Below are 16,333 nucleotides of genomic sequence, written 5' to 3' on the forward strand. Positions count from 1 at the left end.
GCCCGCTACAGCTCCAAACCGTAGAGATTGGGTTCGGGGGCGAGAATCACACCGAACTCCTGCTGCACACGCTGCACCACGAAACGGGCGAGCTCAGCCACCTGCGCGGCGGTAGCGCCGCCGCGGTTGGTGATCGCGAGAGTGTGCTTCGAGGAGATCGCCGCACCAGACCCCGGCAAACGAAACCCGCGCGGCACCCCAGAATGCTCAATCAGCCACGCCGCCGAAAGCTTCACCCGCCGCTCAGGCGCCGGCTGCGGAAGACGCATCGGCAAACCAGCCGCAAGCTCCTCAAGCGTCGTGATCGCTGGGGCGGGCTCGACATCGCCCACCGGAAAACGAGGCGCATCCTCCGGCAAGGTGCGCGCAAAACGCTCACTCACAATGGGGTTCGTGAAGAACGAGCCGGCGCTCCACGTATCGTGATCCGCCGCATCAAGCACCATGCCCTTCGAGGCCCGCAAGCGCAACACAGCCTCTCGCAACTCGCGCACAGGCACACGCGCACCCAGCTCAACCCCGAGGGCCGCCGCAAGCTGCGCGTAACGCACGGGCTCCGAAAGCGCATCGGCCTCGGGGGCGACAGGGGCCGCAGGCGCAGCATGGCGGCCTGCAGGAGCCGAGGCGTCGGCTGGCGCATCGGCCGGCGCGGCCATACCTGGCGGCACAGCCATGCTGAGCAGCAGGTCAATCGAGAGCACCACACCCTCACGCCCGCGCTTCATCACCGAATCGCGGTAACCCAACTCCAACTCGTCAGCAGCGAGGCGCAACACCTCGCCGCTCTCACGGTCGAAAAACTCAATCGAATGCAGCACGTCAGCGAGCTCTTGCCCGTACGCGCCAATGTTCTGCACGGGGGCCGCACCCGCAAGCCCAGGAATGCCCGACAGCGCTTCGATCCCCGACCAGCCACGCTCAACACACTCAGCAACAAGCGCATCCCAGTCATGGCCCGCCTGCACCCGCAACCGCAGCCGGCCCACCGGCTGCTGCGCATCGGCCACAAGCTCGATACCGGTGCTGCGCACCAGCAGCAACGTGCCCGGAAAGCCGTTATCGTGCATCACCGTGTTCGAGCCGCCACCGAGCAGCAACCAGGGTTCGTCACCCTCCCACAGCTCGGCGGCGAAACTCACCAGTTCGTCGCGGCTGCGCGCCACCAGCATGCGCTCAGCAGGGCCACCGACACGCATCGTGGTCAGCTCGGCGAACGATGTGCCGTCGTCGACAGACACCGCGCCGGGCTCAGGGATCGAAGCGGCAGCCGACAGATTCACGCGAACGCCGCCAACAGCTGGGCCTTGCCCAGCACAGTCGCACCCTCGAAAACCACCTTCAAGTCGACGCGGGCCGTACGTGCCTCAACATCGATAGCGGCGATCGTCGCAGTGACAGTGACTGACGCGCCCTCGCGTGCGTCGACAGGCACCGGTCGGGTAAACCGCGACTGATAGTCGCGCACCCACGCAGCAGACCCCAGCCAGTCAGTCGCCACAGAACCTGCCGCGCCCATCGTGAGCATGCCGTGGGCCAACACACCCGGAAGCCCCACAGACTGCGCAACATCGTCACGGTAGTGAATCGGGTTGAAATCGCCCGACGCGCCCGCGTAACGCACCAAGCTGTCGCGGGTAAACCGAAGTTCACGCTCAGCGACAACATCACCCAGGGTCAGATTCTCGAACTCCGGTGCGATGGTCATGCGTCTTCCCCTCTCACCACAAGCGTCGAAATAGCCGTAACCACATGCGCCCCCGAGGCGTCAGCAATACTGCTCGACGCCGTGACCATCGAATTGCCGCCGAGCTGCTTCACCGCGGCAATCGTGAGCGTGGCCGTCAGCTCATCACCCGCGACGATGGGGCGGGTGTAGCTGAAACGCTGATCGCCGTGCACCACGCGCGAAAAGTCCACACCGGCCTCAGGATCGGCGAGCAACTGCGCCAGCGTTGCCTCCTGCACCACGACGGCGAAGGTGGGCGGTGCCACCACGTCGGAGTAGCCCGCGGCGCGCGCGGCCTCGGGATCGAGGTGCAGCGGAGAGTCGCTCTGCACGGCACGCGCAAACTCGCGCACCTTCTCGCGACCCACCAGATACGGGGCAGTCGGCGGGTACTCCCGGCCTTGGATCTCTGGATTCACCACCCGGACAGTCTACCGCGCCGCCCCTCCCCGGCTCCGGGCGCCGGGTTTGCCTCCGCCCCCTTCCCCCTTCGCTCTCCATCTTCCCCTTCCCCTCTCCCCTCTCCTCCCAACCGCACCGATCGACGTTCAAACACCGAACTCACACGAATCGAGGTGCGTAAACGTCGATCGGCGCCGTGGGGGTCGGGAGGAAGAAGAAGGGAAGGAGAGAAGGAAGGATCGGATCGCGGCGCTCGGGGCGGCAGGCGGGGCGGATCCCGGCGCGGTGCGAGGGGGCGGATCCCGGGGCGAACTATGCGCATCGGCAACGAAACGTCGAAAGGTTTGTGCCCTATATCCAATGCTCGCAGGGAGTCCTGGAATAGGCTGTACCCCATGTCGCGCATTCGTAAAGTGCTTATCGCCAACCGTGGCGAGATCGCCGTCCGCATCATCCGCGCCGCCGCAGACAGCGGCATCGCCTCGGTCGCCGTCTACGCCGATCAGGATCGGGATGCCATGCACGCGCAGCTCGCCGACGAGGCGTACGCGCTGAACGGCACCACCAGCGCCGAAACCTACCTCGTGATCGACAAGATCCTGGCCGTCGCCCGCCGTTCGGGCGCCGACGCCGTGCACCCGGGCTACGGCTTCCTCGCCGAGAACGCTGAGTTCGCTCGCGCCGTTGCCGCTGCCGGCCTCATCTGGATCGGCCCGGGCCCCGACGCGATCGAGCGCCTGGGCGACAAGGTTTCCGCACGTCACGTCGCCGAGAAGGTGGGCGCACCCCTCGCTGCCGGCACGAGCGATCCTGTGGCGAACGCCGACGAGGTGCTGGCCTTCGCCGACGAGGTCGGCCTGCCGATCGCCATCAAGGCGGCGTTCGGCGGCGGCGGTCGCGGCCTGAAGGTCGCCTACCACCGCGAGGAGGTCGCCGAGCTTTTCGAGTCGGCCACGCGCGAGGCTGTCGCGGCGTTCGGTCGCGGCGAGTGCTTCGTCGAGAAGTACCTTGAGAAGCCGCGCCACGTCGAAACCCAGTGCCTCGCCGATCAGCACGGCAATGTGGTGGTGGTTTCGACGCGCGACTGCTCGCTGCAGCGCCGCCACCAGAAGCTTGTCGAGGAGGCGCCCGCGCCGTTCCTCACCGATGAGCAGAACGAGAAGCTGTACTCCGCGTCGAAGGCGATCCTCAAGGAGGTCGGCTATGTGGGTGCCGGCACCTGCGAGTTCCTCGTCGCGAAGGACGGCACGGTGTCGTTCCTCGAGGTGAACACCCGTCTGCAGGTGGAGCACCCGGTTTCCGAGGAAGTCACCGGCATTGATCTCGTGCGCGAGCAGTTCCGGATCGCCGAGGGCGGCGTCATCGATTACGCCGACCCGGTGTCTCGGGGCCACTCCTTTGAGTTCCGCTTGAACGGTGAGGATCCAGGCAACGGCTTCCTGCCTGCCCCCGGCCCGGTGTCGCTGTTCAAGCCGGCCGCCGGCCCTGGTGTTCGCGTTGACACGGGCGTGCAGTCGGGTGATGTGGTTTCGGGCTCGTTCGACTCGATGCTGGGCAAGCTCATCGTCACCGGCGCTACCCGCGAGGAGGCGCTTGAGCGTTCCCGCCGCGCCCTCGACGAATTCGAGATTCAGGGCCTGCCGACGGTGCTCCCCTTCCACCGCAAGATCGTGCGCGATCCCGCGTTCACCGCACCCGATGGCACCTTCGGCGTGTACACGCTGTGGATCGAGAGCGAGTTCGACAACGATATCGAGCCCTGGGAGGGCGAGGTGCCGCCGATCGGCCAGGATCCGAAGCGGCAGACCGTCGTTGTGGAGGTCGCCGGGCGACGCGTCGAGGTATCGATGCCCGCAACGCTGCTGCCGCTCGTCGATCAGGACGTCACCCGCGGCCCTGCCCCGAAGCGTGCGAAGGGTTCCGGCGTGGCAACCGCTACGGGCGACGCCGTCGCGGCTCCGATGCAGGCCACTGTGGTGAAGGTCGCCGTTGAGGCCGGCCAGCAGGTCGCCGAGGGCGATCTGGTCGCAGTGCTCGAGGCCATGAAGATGGAGCAGTCGCTCTACGCGCACCGCGATGGTGTGGTCGCCAACATCGATGCGCCTGTGGGCCAGACCGTGCCGAGCGGGCACGTGCTGCTCAGCATCGTCGATTCCGAGTAGTTCCCCCCGGCTGCGACACCGCAGCCGTCGCATGCCGAAGGGCCGCCCCGAAAATCGGGGCGGCCCTTCGTCGAATCTGCGCCCGACTGCACGGTGCAGCACTACTCAGAACGCTCAGCCCGCAGCCCCGCAGCCCCACAGCCCCACAGCCCCACAGCCCCACAGCCCCAGCATGAAAAGGAACATGAAAACAAGCGGGCTTCGCACAACTTGCGCAACTGTCGTCGCGTATGGGTTTAGAATGCTATGCGGGGATCAATTCATCCGATATTTGGACAAGGAAGTCAAATAATGACAGCACCAACGTCAGCACCGCCCAAGAACAGCGCGCACGAGCGCCGGAAAGTCGTCGCAGCCTCGATCATCGGCACCACGATCGAATGGTACGACTTCTTCATCTACGCCTTCGCCGCCAACCTCGTGCTGGCGAAGCTGTTCTTCGAGCCCGCCGGCCCCGGCATGATGCAGATCCTCTCGCTCGTGACGATCGGTCTCTCGTTCCTCTTCCGCCCCCTCGGCGCGTTCCTCGCCGGTCACTTCGGTGACAAGCTCGGCCGCCAGCCGATGCTCGTCATCACGCTGCTGGTCATGGGCGTCGCGACCGTGGGCATCGGCCTGCTGCCCACCTACCAGTCGATCGGCATCGTGGCCCCGGTCATCCTCATCGTGCTGCGCATCCTGCAGGGCCTCTCGGCCGGCGGCGAATGGGGCGGTGCCGTGCTCATGTCGGTCGAGCACGCGCCCGAGGGCAAGCGCGGCCTCTTCGGCGTCTTCCCCCAGCTCGGCGTGCCGTTCGGCATGCTGCTCGCCTCGGCAATGCTCGCGATCATGCGCGTCGTCGCACCCGGCGATGCCTTTGAGGAGTGGGGCTGGCGCGTGCCGTTCCTGTTCTCGGTCGTGCTGATCGTGATCGGCTTCGTCATTCGCCGCACCGTCGACGAGTCGCCCGTGTTCAGCGAGATCAAGCAGACCAAGAAGCAGGCCTCGGCACCCATCGCCCAGGTGTTCAAGGCGCACACCCCGCTCGTGATTCTCGCCGCACTGCTGTTCGCCGGCAACAATGCCGTCGGCTACATGCTCACCGGCGGCTATGTTCAGGGCCTCGCCTCACGCCCGGAAACCGAGGGCGGATTGGGATACGACCCGGTGCAGGTGCAGCTCGCCGTGCTCGCCTCCGCCGTGGTCTGGGCGATCTTCACCTTCATCTCGGGCCCGCTGAGCGACCGTTTCGGCCGCAAGCCTGTGATGACCGTCGGCTGGTTCCTCCAGGCCGCGGCCGTCATCCCGCTCTTCCAGTTCGTCTTCAACGGCGGCGTCGGCGGCGTGCTCATCGGCACCAGCCTGCTCGCGGTGGGCCTTGGCCTCACCTACGGCCCCACGGCCGTCTGGTACGCCGAAACCTTCCCGGCCTCGATCCGCTACTCGGGCATCTCGATCAGCTACGCGATCGGCGGCGTCATCGGCGGCGCCTTCGCGCCGACCATCGCGCAGATCCTGCTGCAGTCCTTCGGCAGCACCTGGGCCATCGTGGTCTACCTGCTCATCATGACGGGCCTCGGCCTGCTCGCGAGCACGCTGCTGAAGGATCGCACCAACATCCCGCTCGACCCCGAGTTCGAGCACAGCGGCCTCATCAAGACCTGGGCACCCGCGAAGCGCTAACTCGCGCACTCGCGCACACAGAGAGGGGCGGATCCGGTAACGGATCCGCCCTTCTCCGTCGTGCCGGGGAATACGTGATCCGGCCCCCCGGTTGCATTTCGCATGGCCGCCACCCCGCTCTCGATCCTCGACCTCGCCACAGTGGAGGCAGACGGCAGCATCGCCGACGCATTCCGCCACTCCGTCGCAGTGGCCCGCCTCGCCGAGAGCAGCGGCTACCGCCGCATCTGGTACGCCGAGCACCACAACATGCCGTCGATCGCTTCGAGCGCCACCGCTGTGCTCATCGGCCACATCGCAGCCCACACCGAACACATCGGCCTCGGCGCAGGCGGCGTCATGCTGCCGAACCACTCGCCCCTCGTCATCGCCGAACAGTTCGGCACCCTTGCCGAATTGCACCCCGGCCGCATCGACCTCGGCCTCGGCCGCGCACCAGGCACCGACGGTGCCACGTTCCGCGCCCTGCGCCGCACCCACGAGGCCGCCGAGAACTTCCCAGCCGACGTGCTCGAACTGCAGCGCTACCTGTCAGACGAGCTGCCCCGCACCGCAGTGAACGCTTACCCGGGGCGCGGCACCCGGGTGCCGCTCACGATCCTCGGATCCAGCCTGTTCGGTGCGAGCCTCGCAGCACAGCTCGGGCTCCCCTACTCCTTCGCCTCGCACTTCGCCCCGCAGCAGCTCACCGCGGCAGTGCAGCACTACCGCGCACACTTCGTGCCGAGCGCTGCTCACCCCGAACCCTACGTGAGCGCCGGCATCAATGTGGTCGCTGCCAACACCGACGAAGAAGCCGAAGCCCTGTTCGTGCGCACCGAGATCGACCGAGTGCGGCGCTTCCTGTCGCGGGGCCGCGAGCGCGAACTCACCGCCGATGAGGCTTCGGCGCTCGTCGACACCCCCGCCGGTGTGGAGATCCGCGGCATGATGCAGTACACCGCGATCGGCGGGCGCGAACGGGTGCGTGAAGAACTCGAAGCCTTCGCCCGCTTCGCCAATGTTGACGAGCTGATCACCGTGCACCCGGCCCCCACGCGCGCCGAGCAGCTGGCCTCGGTCAGGATCGCAGCCCCGGAGAACTGAGGCCCGCAGCACGCACCGGGATCCGCCCCACGCCCCGGGATCCGCCCCTCACACACGCATCGGCCCCGGCCCGCCGCGGCGACCGCTCCGCTGAGGAGCGCCCGCCGCAGCGAACCGAGGCCGATCTATCACCCAGAAGCCGGGTGACGGGACTACTTGCCCGTGCCGCCGATGTGGGCAGCCCAGGGGTAGAAGGTGTAGTCGAACGCGGCCGGCGCGCCGGTGATGCGGTTGTTCTGCCACACTGCGTTGTCCTGCGTGATGCCGGGCGTCATCGGCAGCAGTTCCTCGCGGGAGATACGCGCCATCTCGGCGGTGGCTTTGGCGCGCTCGGCGTCATCCTCGATCTGCACGGCCTTCGCGAAGAGCTCGTCGATGCCGGTGTAGCCGTAGGAGTTGAACGAGCCGCCGGTCACCGAGGTGATCTGCATCCAGTCGAGCGGATCGGGGATGTTCGGCCAGAAGGTGGTGTAGAGGATGTCGGTGTCACCGCGGGTTTCGGGGTCGTACAGGTAGTTCGTGTACTGGTTGGCCGGCGACACCGTCAGCTTGAAGTCGAGGCCGAGCTTCTTGGCGGCGTCTTCGACGGCGAGGCCGAGCTGCTGGGTCTCCGACTGCTCGGGCACCACCATCTTGATGGTCTTCGCCTTCGCCTCGGGGCTGGCACCCTCGAGCGCCTGCTTCGCGGCCTCGATATCAGCCTTGCCGTCGGTGGCGAACTCCTGCTCGAGCACGTCCATCGCGCTCGCACTGGTGCCGAACGCGGCGGGTGGGGTCTGCAGGGCCGAAGCCTTACCGATGCCGCCGAAGGCCTGGCGGGCGATGCCGCTCCAGTCGGTCGCGAGCTGCAGCGCTTCACGGATCGCGGGATCCGCCATCGCGCCATCGGGGTTCGTGTAGAACGTGGTGACCACGAGCGGCGCAGGGCCGAAGGCGAGCTCACCGGCGTCGCTCGACAGCAGCTGCTGCGTCGAAGAGCTCGGCGGGTTGTAGGTGCCGTCGATCTCGCCCGAGAGCAGCGCCGAGGTGATCGCCGTGTCATCGGTGAGGAAGGTGAACTTCAGCTCCTTGGCCTTCGGCCGCAGCTTGTCGTTCCAGTAGCCGTCGTAGCGGCTCAGGGTGATCGAGTCGCCCTGATCCCACTTCGTGAACTGGAACGGGCCCGTGCACATCACGCCAACCGAGGGGGTGCCGAGGTCTTCGGCGTGCGCCTCGATGAACTCCTTCTGCATGACGACGCCCACGAAGCTCGCGAGCTGCTTATGGAAGAGGTAGTTCGGGGTCTTCAGCTTGACGGTCACCTCGAACTCGCCCGTCGCGGTGACCGACTCGACCGAGGAGTAGTTGGCGTGCTGGAAGGAGGTGGGGTCGGTCTGCGAGTGAGTCATCGTCGCGGCGACGTCTTCGGCGGTCATAGGGGAGCCATCCCAGAAGGTGACGTCGTCGCGTAGCTGGTATACCCAGGTGAGCGGATCGGGGTTCTCCCACGATGCCGCGAGGTTCGGCTTGATCTCGAACTCGGGGGTCTGCTGCAGCAGGGTCTCGCACATGTTCGACCCGACCATGTTGGGGGCGAAGTCGGCGGAGGTGAAGGGGTTCAGCGTCCACGGCTCGCCCTGGAACAGGTTCCAGGAGACCGAGTCGACCTCGGTGGTGGGGGCGGGCGTCATGGTGGTGAGTTCGTAGGTGAACTCTTCCTTCGGCGGCTTGCCGCCGGGGCCGCCGGGCGCTCCGGCGCAGGCCACGAGCGCGGTGCTCGCGATCAGGCCAACAGCGAGGGCTGCGCCGGATCGGCGGATCGTCTTCGATCTCATGTCATTCTCCTTGTGAATGGGGTGTGGTGTTCGTGGGGTCGGGTGAGGATGACGGCCCGGGCTCAAAACCGGGCAGGGCCGGCGAGCGGATCCCAGCCGTCCTGGGGCACGCTGTCGCGCAGCAGGCGGGTATAGGGGTGCTCGGGGCTGTCGAGCACCCGCTCGGTGGGGCCCTGCTCGACGACCTCGCCGTAACGCATGACGATGGTGTCGTCGCAGATCTGGCGAATCACCGCGAGGTCGTGGCTGATGAAGAGGAAGCCGATGCCCTGCTCGGCGCGGATATCGGCGAGCAGGTTGAGAATCTGCGCCTGGATCGACACGTCGAGCGCCGACACCGCCTCATCGAGGATGAGCAACTGTGGCTGGGCGGCAAGCGCACGCGCAATGGCGACGCGCTGCCGCTGACCGCCGGAGAGCGCGCGCGGCAGGGCGCGCAGCTGCCGCTCGTCGAGACCGACGAGATCGGCGAGCTCTTCGACTCTGCTGCGCAGCTGGGCCCGATCACCGGGGAAGTGCAGACGCACCACCTCGGCGAGGCAGTCGCCCACGGTCTGCTTGCGGTCGAGCGAGGTGTAAGGATCCTGAAACACGATCTGGATCTCGCGCCCGCGACGCTTCCACTCGCGTGCGCTGCGCGGCGGCGCGGTGCGATCCTCGCCGCGGTAGAGGATCGTGCCTGAGGTGGGGCGTTCGAGCCCCATGACCATGCGTGCGGTGGTGGTCTTGCCAGATCCCGACTCGCCGACGATGCCGAGCGAGCCGCCGGCTTCGAGCTCGAAGGAGACGCCGTCGACGGCGACCGCGCGGGCGCGGCCGGTGCCGTAGTGCTTGGTCAGCCCCTGCACCTGGAGCAATGGAGCGGTCATCGAGTCGCCTCCTCATCGGCGGGGCCTGCGGCGAGGCCGGTAGCAGGAACGGGATCGGCGGCGGCCTCCACAGGTGCGAGCAGCGCACCCCGCAGCTCATCGGCCCGCAGGCAGCGGCTCAGACCGGCAGCGTCGAGCGCTTCGAGCGCGGGCTTCTCGGCCCGGCAGCGATCCTGGGCAAAGCGGCAGCGCGGCGCGAAGGCGCAACCGGCCGGCGCCTCATAGGCGGTGGTGGGGTGGCCGGGCACCGAGAGCAGGCGCTCGGAACGCCGGTGAATATCGGGGCGGGCCTGCACGAGCGCCGCAGTGTACGGGTGCAGCGGATCGCGGTGCAGCTGCGCCGAGCGCTGCTGTTCGACCACCTCGCCGGCGTAGAGCACCACGGTCTCGTCGCAGATCGATCCCGCAAGTTCGAGATCGTGCGTGATGAACAGCATGGCCATGCCGTACTCCTGCTGCATACGCTTGAGAATCGCCATCACCTCGGCCTGCGTGGTGACGTCGAGCGCGGTGGTCGGCTCATCGGCGAGGATGAGTCGCGGCCGTGCCGCGACGGAGGCGGCGATCATGACGCGCTGCAGCAGACCGCCCGACAATTCGTGCGGGTACTGCCGCATGCGGCGTTCGGCGTCGTGCACGCCCACAGCTTCGAGCAGTTCGACGGCGGTGGCCTCAGCCTGGCGGCGGCCCGTCTTGCCGTTGAGAATCATCGCCTCGGTGAGGAAGTCGCCGATGCGGCGCACCGGGTTGGTGTGCGCGCGGGCATCCTGGAACACCATCGCGACATCGGAGGCGCGGTAGCGGCGCAGCGCATCTCCGCGCAGATCGAGCACGTCGCGGTCACCGAAGCGCACGCTGCCGGTGACCGCGGCACCCTCGGGCAGCAGACGCGAGACGGCACGGACGGTCATCGACTTGCCCGACCCGGACTCGCCGACGAGGCCGACGGTCTGCCCCTCGCCGACGGAGAACGAAACCTGCTTGAGCACGGTGCGCATCTCATCGCCGACCTTGAGATCGACGGTGAGGTCTTCAACGGTGAGCAGAGCGGTCATGCGCGGTTCTCCGATCGCTGGACGAGGCGGTCTCCGAGGGTGTTGACGGCGGCGACAGTGATCACGATGAGCAGGCTCGCGGCGAGAGCTTCGCCTGGCTCGCCCTGCAGGATGCCCGACATGCCGCCGCCGACCATCGCACCCCAGTCGGCCGTGGGGGGCTGCACGCCGAAACCGATGAAGGAGAGCGCGGCGAGGTCGATGAGCGCAAGCCCGAAGCAGAGCGTGGCGTTCGCGACGATCAGCCCAGAAACGTTGGGCAGAATGTGCCTCGCGCTGATCGCGAAGCCGTGACGCCCCTGCACCTGCAGCGCAGAAATGTAGGGCAGGTTGCGTTCGCGCAGCGCCGCGCTGCGCACGATACGCGCAATGTACGGGGTGTAGGCGATTGCGAGCGCGATCGTGGCAGCCAGCAGGCCAGGGCCGAACAGAGCGGTGGCGAGGATCGCGACCAGGATGCCGGGGAATGCGAAGATCGCATCGATGACGCGCACGATCGTGGCGTCGACCCAGCCGCCGAACCAGACCGCGACAAGCCCGAGCAGCGTGCCCAGGAAGGTCGCCATGGTGACCACGGCCAGCGGGCCGAGCAGGGCGGTGCGCGATCCGACGATGAGTCGGCTCAGGATGTCGCGTCCGCTCGCGTCGGCACCGAGCGGGTACCACGGGCTCGGCGGGTAGTAGGCGTATTCGAGGTCGACGGCGTTGGGGTCGACCTGCACGAACATCGGGCCGATCGCTGCGAGCAGCGCGACGGCAATGACGGTCCAGAATGCGATCTGACCGGTGATGCCGATGCCGGGCAGGATTCGCAGGCGGGGTGTGCGCGCCGCGGGGCGAGCTGTCGCAATAGCTGTTGTGGAGGTCATGACGTCTTCTTTCCGAGCGAGACGCGGGGGTCGAGGAGGGTGTACGCGATATCGATCAGAGTGTTGAGCACGATGAAGGTGGCGACGTAGATGAGGCAGATCGCCTGCACCACGGGGAAGTCCTTCTTCTGCACTGAGTCGATGAGAAACTGGCCGAGACCGCCGAGCTGGAAGATCTGCTCGATGATCACGCTGCCGGCGATGAGGCCGGCGACGGTGAGACCGGCCGCGGTGAGCACGGGCATGGCGGCATTGCGGATGATGTGGCGACGCACGATGAAGCGCGATGGGAGGCCTCGTGAGACGGCAGTCTGCACGTGCTCGGATTTCATCTCGGCGCGCACCGCGTTCTGGGTGAGTCTGGCGACGAACGCGATCGAGGTGATCGCAAGCGCGATGGATGGCAGCGCAAGGTGTTGCAGGGTTCCGATGCCCGGCTCGCCCATGCCGTAGCTCGGCATCCACCCGAGCTGCACCGCGAACACGAGCATCAGCACGACGGCCGCGACGAAGCCGGGCACCGCCATCGCCGCGGTGGCGAGGGCCATCACCGACTCGGAGAGCACGCCGGGCTTGAGGCCGGCGAAGAATCCGACGGCGAGGCCGATCACCAGCACCAGCACCGCAGCGGCGGCGAGCAGCAGGGCCGTGTTGCCGACGCGCTGCGCGAGCAGGCTGGTCACAGGATCACCGAAGATGATCGAGGCGCCGAAGTCGCCGCGCAGCACCCCGCCGAGCCAGATGAAGTACTGCACGATGAACGGCTGGTCGAGGTGGTATTGCGCTTCGAGCTGCGCAATGGCCTCGGGGGTGACGGATCGGCCCTGCGTGAGGAACGACAGCGGCGAGCCGGGTGCCAGGTAGAGCGCACCGAAGACCACGAAGCTGGCGAGCAGCATGGTGCCGAGCAGGCCTCCAATGCGGCGGGCGAGGAAGACGAGGGCGGGCCCCCAGGGGGCCCGGCGGGCGGCGCGGGCTGTGTCGTTCGGCGCGGCACCGGTCGTGCGGCGCGTGGCGATGGCGCGCGTCGATGAGGTGTCTGTCATGTCTCTCCGTTGAGTGGTGTGCTCGGAATCTGGTGAATCGAGGGGCGGATCAGCCCGGGGGCTCAGCTCGCGGGGTCTTCGCTGTGCGTGCTGTCGGATCGCGTCTCGGCCTCTGCGGTGTGACCGCCGAGAGCGCCGGGGGCGAGGCCGAGCTCGCGCTCGGTGGTGGCGTAGACGACGGGCGCAACGAGCGGGGTTGCGTCGCTGCGCTCCTCGTTGGCGTAGGCGGTGAGGGAGTCGACGAGGATGAGGATGAGGATCACGCTGCGTTCGATGTCGTCGCAGCGGAACTCACCAGCTTCGACGCCTTCGGAGACGAGCGCCATGAGGCGGCGGCGGTTCGCCGTCTCTTGTGCGGTGAGCGCCTGGCGCAGCGCACCGTTGTAGCGACTGAGGTTTCGGGCGTTCAACCAGAGACGGCTGAGTTCGGCGCTTTCGGGCGAGAAGGCGCGGGCGAGGAAACCCGCCAGTCGCTCGACGGGTGCTCGTGTTTCGTCGTGCACGAAGAGCGCATCGCTCTCGTCGTCGGTTGCGTGCACGAAGGCTGTGGCGACGAGACCTTCTGCCTCGGGGTAGTAGTGGCTGATGAGGCCGGGGCGCACGCCCACGGACTCGGCAACGCGGCGCAGGGTGATTCGTTCGAGGCCTTCCTCGATGCCGATGCGCGCGGCGGCATCCGCGATCTCGGCGCGGCGCTCGGCCGCCGAAAGATAGCTGCGGGTCGTCTTTGACTGGGTCATGCGGATGATCGTAACCACATTTTGGTCATTTGACCAAAAATGGGTCAGTATTGTCACCAAGCCGTAACGGAGAGGCGGAGACCCGCCTCGCATCGCGCATCGTCAACGCGACGAGAAAGTGGGGAACTGTGACATACGCCGACACGATTCTGAGCGGAGGCGTCGTCGTGAATCCCGGCGAGCTGCCCTCGCAGACTCCCCGCACCCACGTCGCGATCACCGACGGGCGCATCAGCGCCATCGGCGGCGCAGAACTGCTCGATACCTGGGGCGGCCCCAACACCGAGGTGCACGACCACGGCCCCCGAGCCGCAATCCTCCCCGGCCTCGTCGACACTCACACCCACCCCGTCTGGGGCTCCGAAAGCCAGGGGGGCAGCCTCGGCTTCGGAGGTGCCACCTCACTCGACGATGTTCGCGCCCAGCTCGCGCCCGCCGTCGCAGCAGCCGAGCACGGTGCCTGGATCACCGGCTACGACCTCGACGTCAACGCCTTCCCCGGCGAACCAGAAGGCCGCATCTTCGAAGAGTGGTTCCCCGGTGTCAAGATCTCGATCATGACCCGCGACGCCCACGCGCTCGTGGTCAGCCCAGCCGTGGTCGCCGCAATCGGGCTCACCGGCGACGAGACCTTCGCCGACGCCTCGACCATCGTCGTCGACGCCGAAGGCCCCACTGGCTGGGTTATCGAGCTGCAAGCAATGGACCTCGTCATCCGCAATTACCCCCAAGAACCCGCCGAAGTGCTCGCCGGCTACCTGCTCGACTCCCTGCGCGCATTCGCCTCCCAGGGGCTCACCGCCGTGCACGCCCTCGACTTCCACGATCCCTCCGCAGAGCTCTTCCCCCTGCTCGAAGCCGAGCACGAACTGCCCGTGCGTGTGCGCTGCTCACCGCTGGTGTCCGCAGACTCAGAGCCCGTCGAATGGGAGCGCATCGCCGCACTCATCGGCACCGGCGGCAAGCGCTGGCGCGTCGAGGGAGTGAAGTTCATGCTCGACGGCACCGCCGACAACGGCACCGCCTGGTTCGAGCAGCCCGACACCCACGGCGAGAACCACGACGCCCTCTGGACCAGCACCGACGCCTACCGCGAAGCCGTGCGCTTCTTCACCTCGCGCGATATCCCCACCATCACGCACGCCATCGGCGACCAGGCCGTGCGCTTCGTGCTCGACACCGTCGCCGAGGTCGGCCACGCCCCCAGCGCGCCCCACCGCATCGAACACATCGAATCGATCCCCGACTCACTGCTCGACCGCTTCGCTGAACTCGGCGTTGTCGCCGGCCTGCAGCCCACCCACGCCACCCGACTCACCAGCCCCGACCAGAGCGACGGCTGGTCGCAGCGCATCGGGCCGGAGCGCGTGGCCGCCGGCTGGCGCATCCGCGATCTCATCAGCCACGACGCCGTGGTCACCCTGAGCTCGGACTGGCCCATCGGCGTCGGCGATCCGCGCATCTCACTCGCCGACGCGCAGCTGCGCCGCCCCGTTGACATGCCCGAGCACGCCGGCAACCAGCCGCAGCAGCGCATCACCCCCGCCGAGGCCTACCGCGCGATGACCCTCGCCCCGGCCATCGCCGAAGGCACCCAGGATCACTTCGGGCGCATCGCTCAGGGCCTCACCGCCGACCTCACCGTGTTCGCCGAGAACCCCCTGGCACTCGACCCCGAGCAGCAGGCCGATAACGCCGTGCTCGCCACCTACATCGACGGGCGCCGCGTAGCAGCAGCCCCCGCCCTCTCGACACAGGAGACCCCGTGACCGAACCCCTCATCCCCCGCCCCGAGCAGCGCCCGCACATCACCGTCGACGCCGCCACCCCGCGTGAGCGCGGCGAGCAGCGCGGGCGCGCCCTCGCCGACTCCGTACGGGGCGGCATCGAGCGCTACGACAAGCTCTTCACAGCCGGCGGCCTCGACGAGGCCACCGTGCGCCGCGACGCCGAGACCGCGCTCGACGCCATCGGCGAGCACCTGCCGGCCATGCTCGAAGAAATCGAGGGCATCGCCGCGGGCAGCGGCACCCCGCTGTGGCGCATCGGTGCCCTCAACGCCCGCACCGAGATCCTCGCGCGCAGCACCACAGCGCCGCCCGGCGAGTGCTCCACGATTCTGCGCGTGCCCGCCGCCGACCCCAGCAGCGACGCCGCCCCGCGCCACGTCACGGGCATCCAGACCTGGGACTGGCACGTCGAGCTCAGCTCCTACTGGCACACCCTCGAAGCCCGCGGCGGCACGTACGACGTGGTCGGGGTCACCGAACACGGCATCCTCGGCAAGATCGGCGTCAACTCGGCCGGCCTCGCACTGCACTACAACGTGCTCGGGCACATCGCCGACAAGGCCGGCGGCATCCCCATGCACGTGCTCGCCTTCGCGGTGCTCAGCGAAACAGCGAGCGTCGCGGAGGCGCTGCAGCTGATCCGCAGCGTTCCCATCGAATCGTCCGGCTCGTTCTCCCTCTTCGATGCCACCGGCGACGCTGTCATCCTCGATCTCAGCCCCGTCGGCGTCTTCGAGCACCGCACCGACAGCGGGTACCTACTGCGCACCAACCACTTCCTCGCCCCCGAGCTCACTCCCGACGAGAAGACGTGGAACTATCAGCCCGGCTCAGGGGCACGCTTCGCCCTGCTCACCGGGCGCCTCAGCAGTCTCATGACAGCCGGCGAAATGCCAGAGGTCTCCGCAGGGCTGCTGCCCTGCATGGCAACCGCCCCAGGCGAGGCGCCTGTCACCCGCCTGCCCGACCCTGCCGAACCCTTCGGCAAGCGGTGGGCCAGCCTGGCACTCGTGATCCTCGACCCCGCCACTCGCGAGGCCCGCGTGCTCGACGGCACCCCCGTCGACGCGCAGACGGCCACCCCGGAGCAGTGGCGGCAGCTGCGAGCCTGA

14 protein-coding genes are annotated in these 16,333 nt (G+C 67.9%); 5 read left to right on the forward strand and 9 right to left on the reverse strand.

Going from position 1 to position 16,333, the window contains the following annotated elements; all coding sequences use genetic code 11:
• Positions 1-5 precede the first annotated feature (5 nt).
• From WFI54_RS11360 to WFI54_RS11370, 3 genes are all read right to left on the reverse strand, one after another.
• Entirely contained in the window at positions 6-1,196 is a 1,191-nt protein-coding gene (locus WFI54_RS11360) for an FAD-binding protein (RefSeq protein WP_336653096.1), read from the reverse strand.
• A gap of 80 nt (positions 1,197-1,276) precedes the next feature.
• Positions 1,277-1,705 (reverse strand): MaoC/PaaZ C-terminal domain-containing protein, encoded by a 429-nt coding sequence (locus WFI54_RS11365; protein WP_336652908.1) that lies wholly within the window; start codon positions 1,703-1,705, stop codon positions 1,277-1,279.
• Positions 1,702-2,148 (reverse strand): FAS1-like dehydratase domain-containing protein, encoded by a 447-nt coding sequence (locus tag WFI54_RS11370; RefSeq protein ID WP_336652909.1) that lies wholly within the window; start codon positions 2,146-2,148, stop codon positions 1,702-1,704. The genes WFI54_RS11365 and WFI54_RS11370 overlap by 4 nt, the downstream gene beginning before the upstream one ends.
• A 375-nt stretch (positions 2,149-2,523) precedes the next feature.
• Between WFI54_RS11370 and WFI54_RS11375 the strand changes: the two genes are divergently transcribed.
• From WFI54_RS11375 to WFI54_RS11385, 3 genes are all read left to right on the forward strand, one after another.
• A complete protein-coding gene (locus WFI54_RS11375; RefSeq protein ID WP_336652910.1) occupies positions 2,524-4,290 on the forward strand; it encodes an acetyl/propionyl/methylcrotonyl-CoA carboxylase subunit alpha in 1,767 nt (588 codons plus the stop codon).
• A gap of 291 nt (positions 4,291-4,581) precedes the next feature.
• A complete protein-coding gene (locus WFI54_RS11380; protein ID WP_336652911.1) occupies positions 4,582-5,952 on the forward strand; it encodes an MFS transporter in 1,371 nt (456 codons plus the stop codon).
• 102 nt (positions 5,953-6,054) lie between these two features.
• On the forward strand, positions 6,055-7,038 hold the full coding sequence (locus tag WFI54_RS11385; protein WP_336652912.1) for an LLM class flavin-dependent oxidoreductase: 984 nt from the start codon (positions 6,055-6,057) through the stop codon (positions 7,036-7,038).
• A 152-nt stretch (positions 7,039-7,190) separates the two neighbouring features.
• On the opposite strand, the gene WFI54_RS11390 is transcribed toward WFI54_RS11385, so the two are convergent.
• The 6 genes from WFI54_RS11390 to WFI54_RS11415 form a co-directional block, all read right to left on the reverse strand.
• Positions 7,191-8,852: an ABC transporter substrate-binding protein gene (locus WFI54_RS11390; RefSeq protein ID WP_336652913.1), complete on the reverse strand. Its 1,662-nt coding sequence runs from the start codon at positions 8,850-8,852 to the stop codon at positions 7,191-7,193.
• A gap of 62 nt (positions 8,853-8,914) precedes the next feature.
• Positions 8,915-9,721: an ABC transporter ATP-binding protein gene (locus WFI54_RS11395; RefSeq protein ID WP_336652914.1), complete on the reverse strand. Its 807-nt coding sequence runs from the start codon at positions 9,719-9,721 to the stop codon at positions 8,915-8,917.
• A complete protein-coding gene (locus WFI54_RS11400) occupies positions 9,718-10,776 on the reverse strand; it encodes an ABC transporter ATP-binding protein (protein WP_336652915.1) in 1,059 nt (352 codons plus the stop codon). Before WFI54_RS11400 ends, WFI54_RS11395 begins: the two co-directional genes overlap by 4 nt.
• Entirely contained in the window at positions 10,773-11,645 is an 873-nt protein-coding gene (locus WFI54_RS11405) for an ABC transporter permease (RefSeq protein WP_336652916.1), read from the reverse strand. The genes WFI54_RS11400 and WFI54_RS11405 overlap by 4 nt, the downstream gene beginning before the upstream one ends.
• The gene (locus WFI54_RS11410; RefSeq protein ID WP_336652917.1) at positions 11,642-12,691 is read right to left on the reverse strand and encodes an ABC transporter permease; all 1,050 of its coding nucleotides are present in this window, start codon (positions 12,689-12,691) and stop codon (positions 11,642-11,644) included. Before WFI54_RS11410 ends, WFI54_RS11405 begins: the two co-directional genes overlap by 4 nt.
• Before the next feature lie 62 nt (positions 12,692-12,753).
• Positions 12,754-13,431 (reverse strand): TetR/AcrR family transcriptional regulator, encoded by a 678-nt coding sequence (locus WFI54_RS11415; RefSeq protein ID WP_336652918.1) that lies wholly within the window; start codon positions 13,429-13,431, stop codon positions 12,754-12,756.
• Between the two features lie 128 nt (positions 13,432-13,559).
• Between WFI54_RS11415 and WFI54_RS11420 the strand changes: the two genes are divergently transcribed.
• Positions 13,560-15,200, forward strand: a complete 1,641-nt coding sequence (locus WFI54_RS11420; protein WP_336652919.1) for an amidohydrolase — start codon at positions 13,560-13,562, stop codon at positions 15,198-15,200.
• Positions 15,197-16,333: a C45 family peptidase gene (locus WFI54_RS11425; RefSeq protein ID WP_336652920.1), complete on the forward strand. Its 1,137-nt coding sequence runs from the start codon at positions 15,197-15,199 to the stop codon at positions 16,331-16,333. The genes WFI54_RS11420 and WFI54_RS11425 overlap by 4 nt, the downstream gene beginning before the upstream one ends.

The organism is Leucobacter sp. MMO-125, from assembly GCF_037148395.1.
GTDB lineage: Bacteria > Actinomycetota > Actinomycetes > Actinomycetales > Microbacteriaceae > Leucobacter.

Excerpts from the sequence above, each read along its gene's own strand:
- WFI54_RS11360 (WP_336653096.1), bottom strand. The coding sequence starts at position 1,196 with ATGCGTGTCGGTGGCCCTGCTGAGCGCATGCTGGTGGCGCGCAGCCGC.
- WFI54_RS11365 (WP_336652908.1), bottom strand. The coding sequence starts at position 1,705 with ATGACCATCGCACCGGAGTTCGAGAATCTGACCCTGGGTGATGTTGTC.
- WFI54_RS11375 (WP_336652910.1), top strand. The coding sequence starts at position 2,524 with ATGTCGCGCATTCGTAAAGTGCTTATCGCCAACCGTGGCGAGATCGCC.
- WFI54_RS11380 (WP_336652911.1), top strand. The coding sequence starts at position 4,582 with ATGACAGCACCAACGTCAGCACCGCCCAAGAACAGCGCGCACGAGCGC.
- WFI54_RS11385 (WP_336652912.1), top strand. The coding sequence starts at position 6,055 with ATGGCCGCCACCCCGCTCTCGATCCTCGACCTCGCCACAGTGGAGGCA.
- WFI54_RS11390 (WP_336652913.1), bottom strand. The coding sequence starts at position 8,852 with ATGAGATCGAAGACGATCCGCCGATCCGGCGCAGCCCTCGCTGTTGGC.
- WFI54_RS11395 (WP_336652914.1), bottom strand. The coding sequence starts at position 9,721 with ATGACCGCTCCATTGCTCCAGGTGCAGGGGCTGACCAAGCACTACGGC.
- WFI54_RS11400 (WP_336652915.1), bottom strand. The coding sequence starts at position 10,776 with ATGACCGCTCTGCTCACCGTTGAAGACCTCACCGTCGATCTCAAGGTC.
- WFI54_RS11405 (WP_336652916.1), bottom strand. The coding sequence starts at position 11,645 with ATGACCTCCACAACAGCTATTGCGACAGCTCGCCCCGCGGCGCGCACA.
- WFI54_RS11410 (WP_336652917.1), bottom strand. The coding sequence starts at position 12,691 with ATGACAGACACCTCATCGACGCGCGCCATCGCCACGCGCCGCACGACC.
- WFI54_RS11415 (WP_336652918.1), bottom strand. The coding sequence starts at position 13,431 with ATGACCCAGTCAAAGACGACCCGCAGCTATCTTTCGGCGGCCGAGCGC.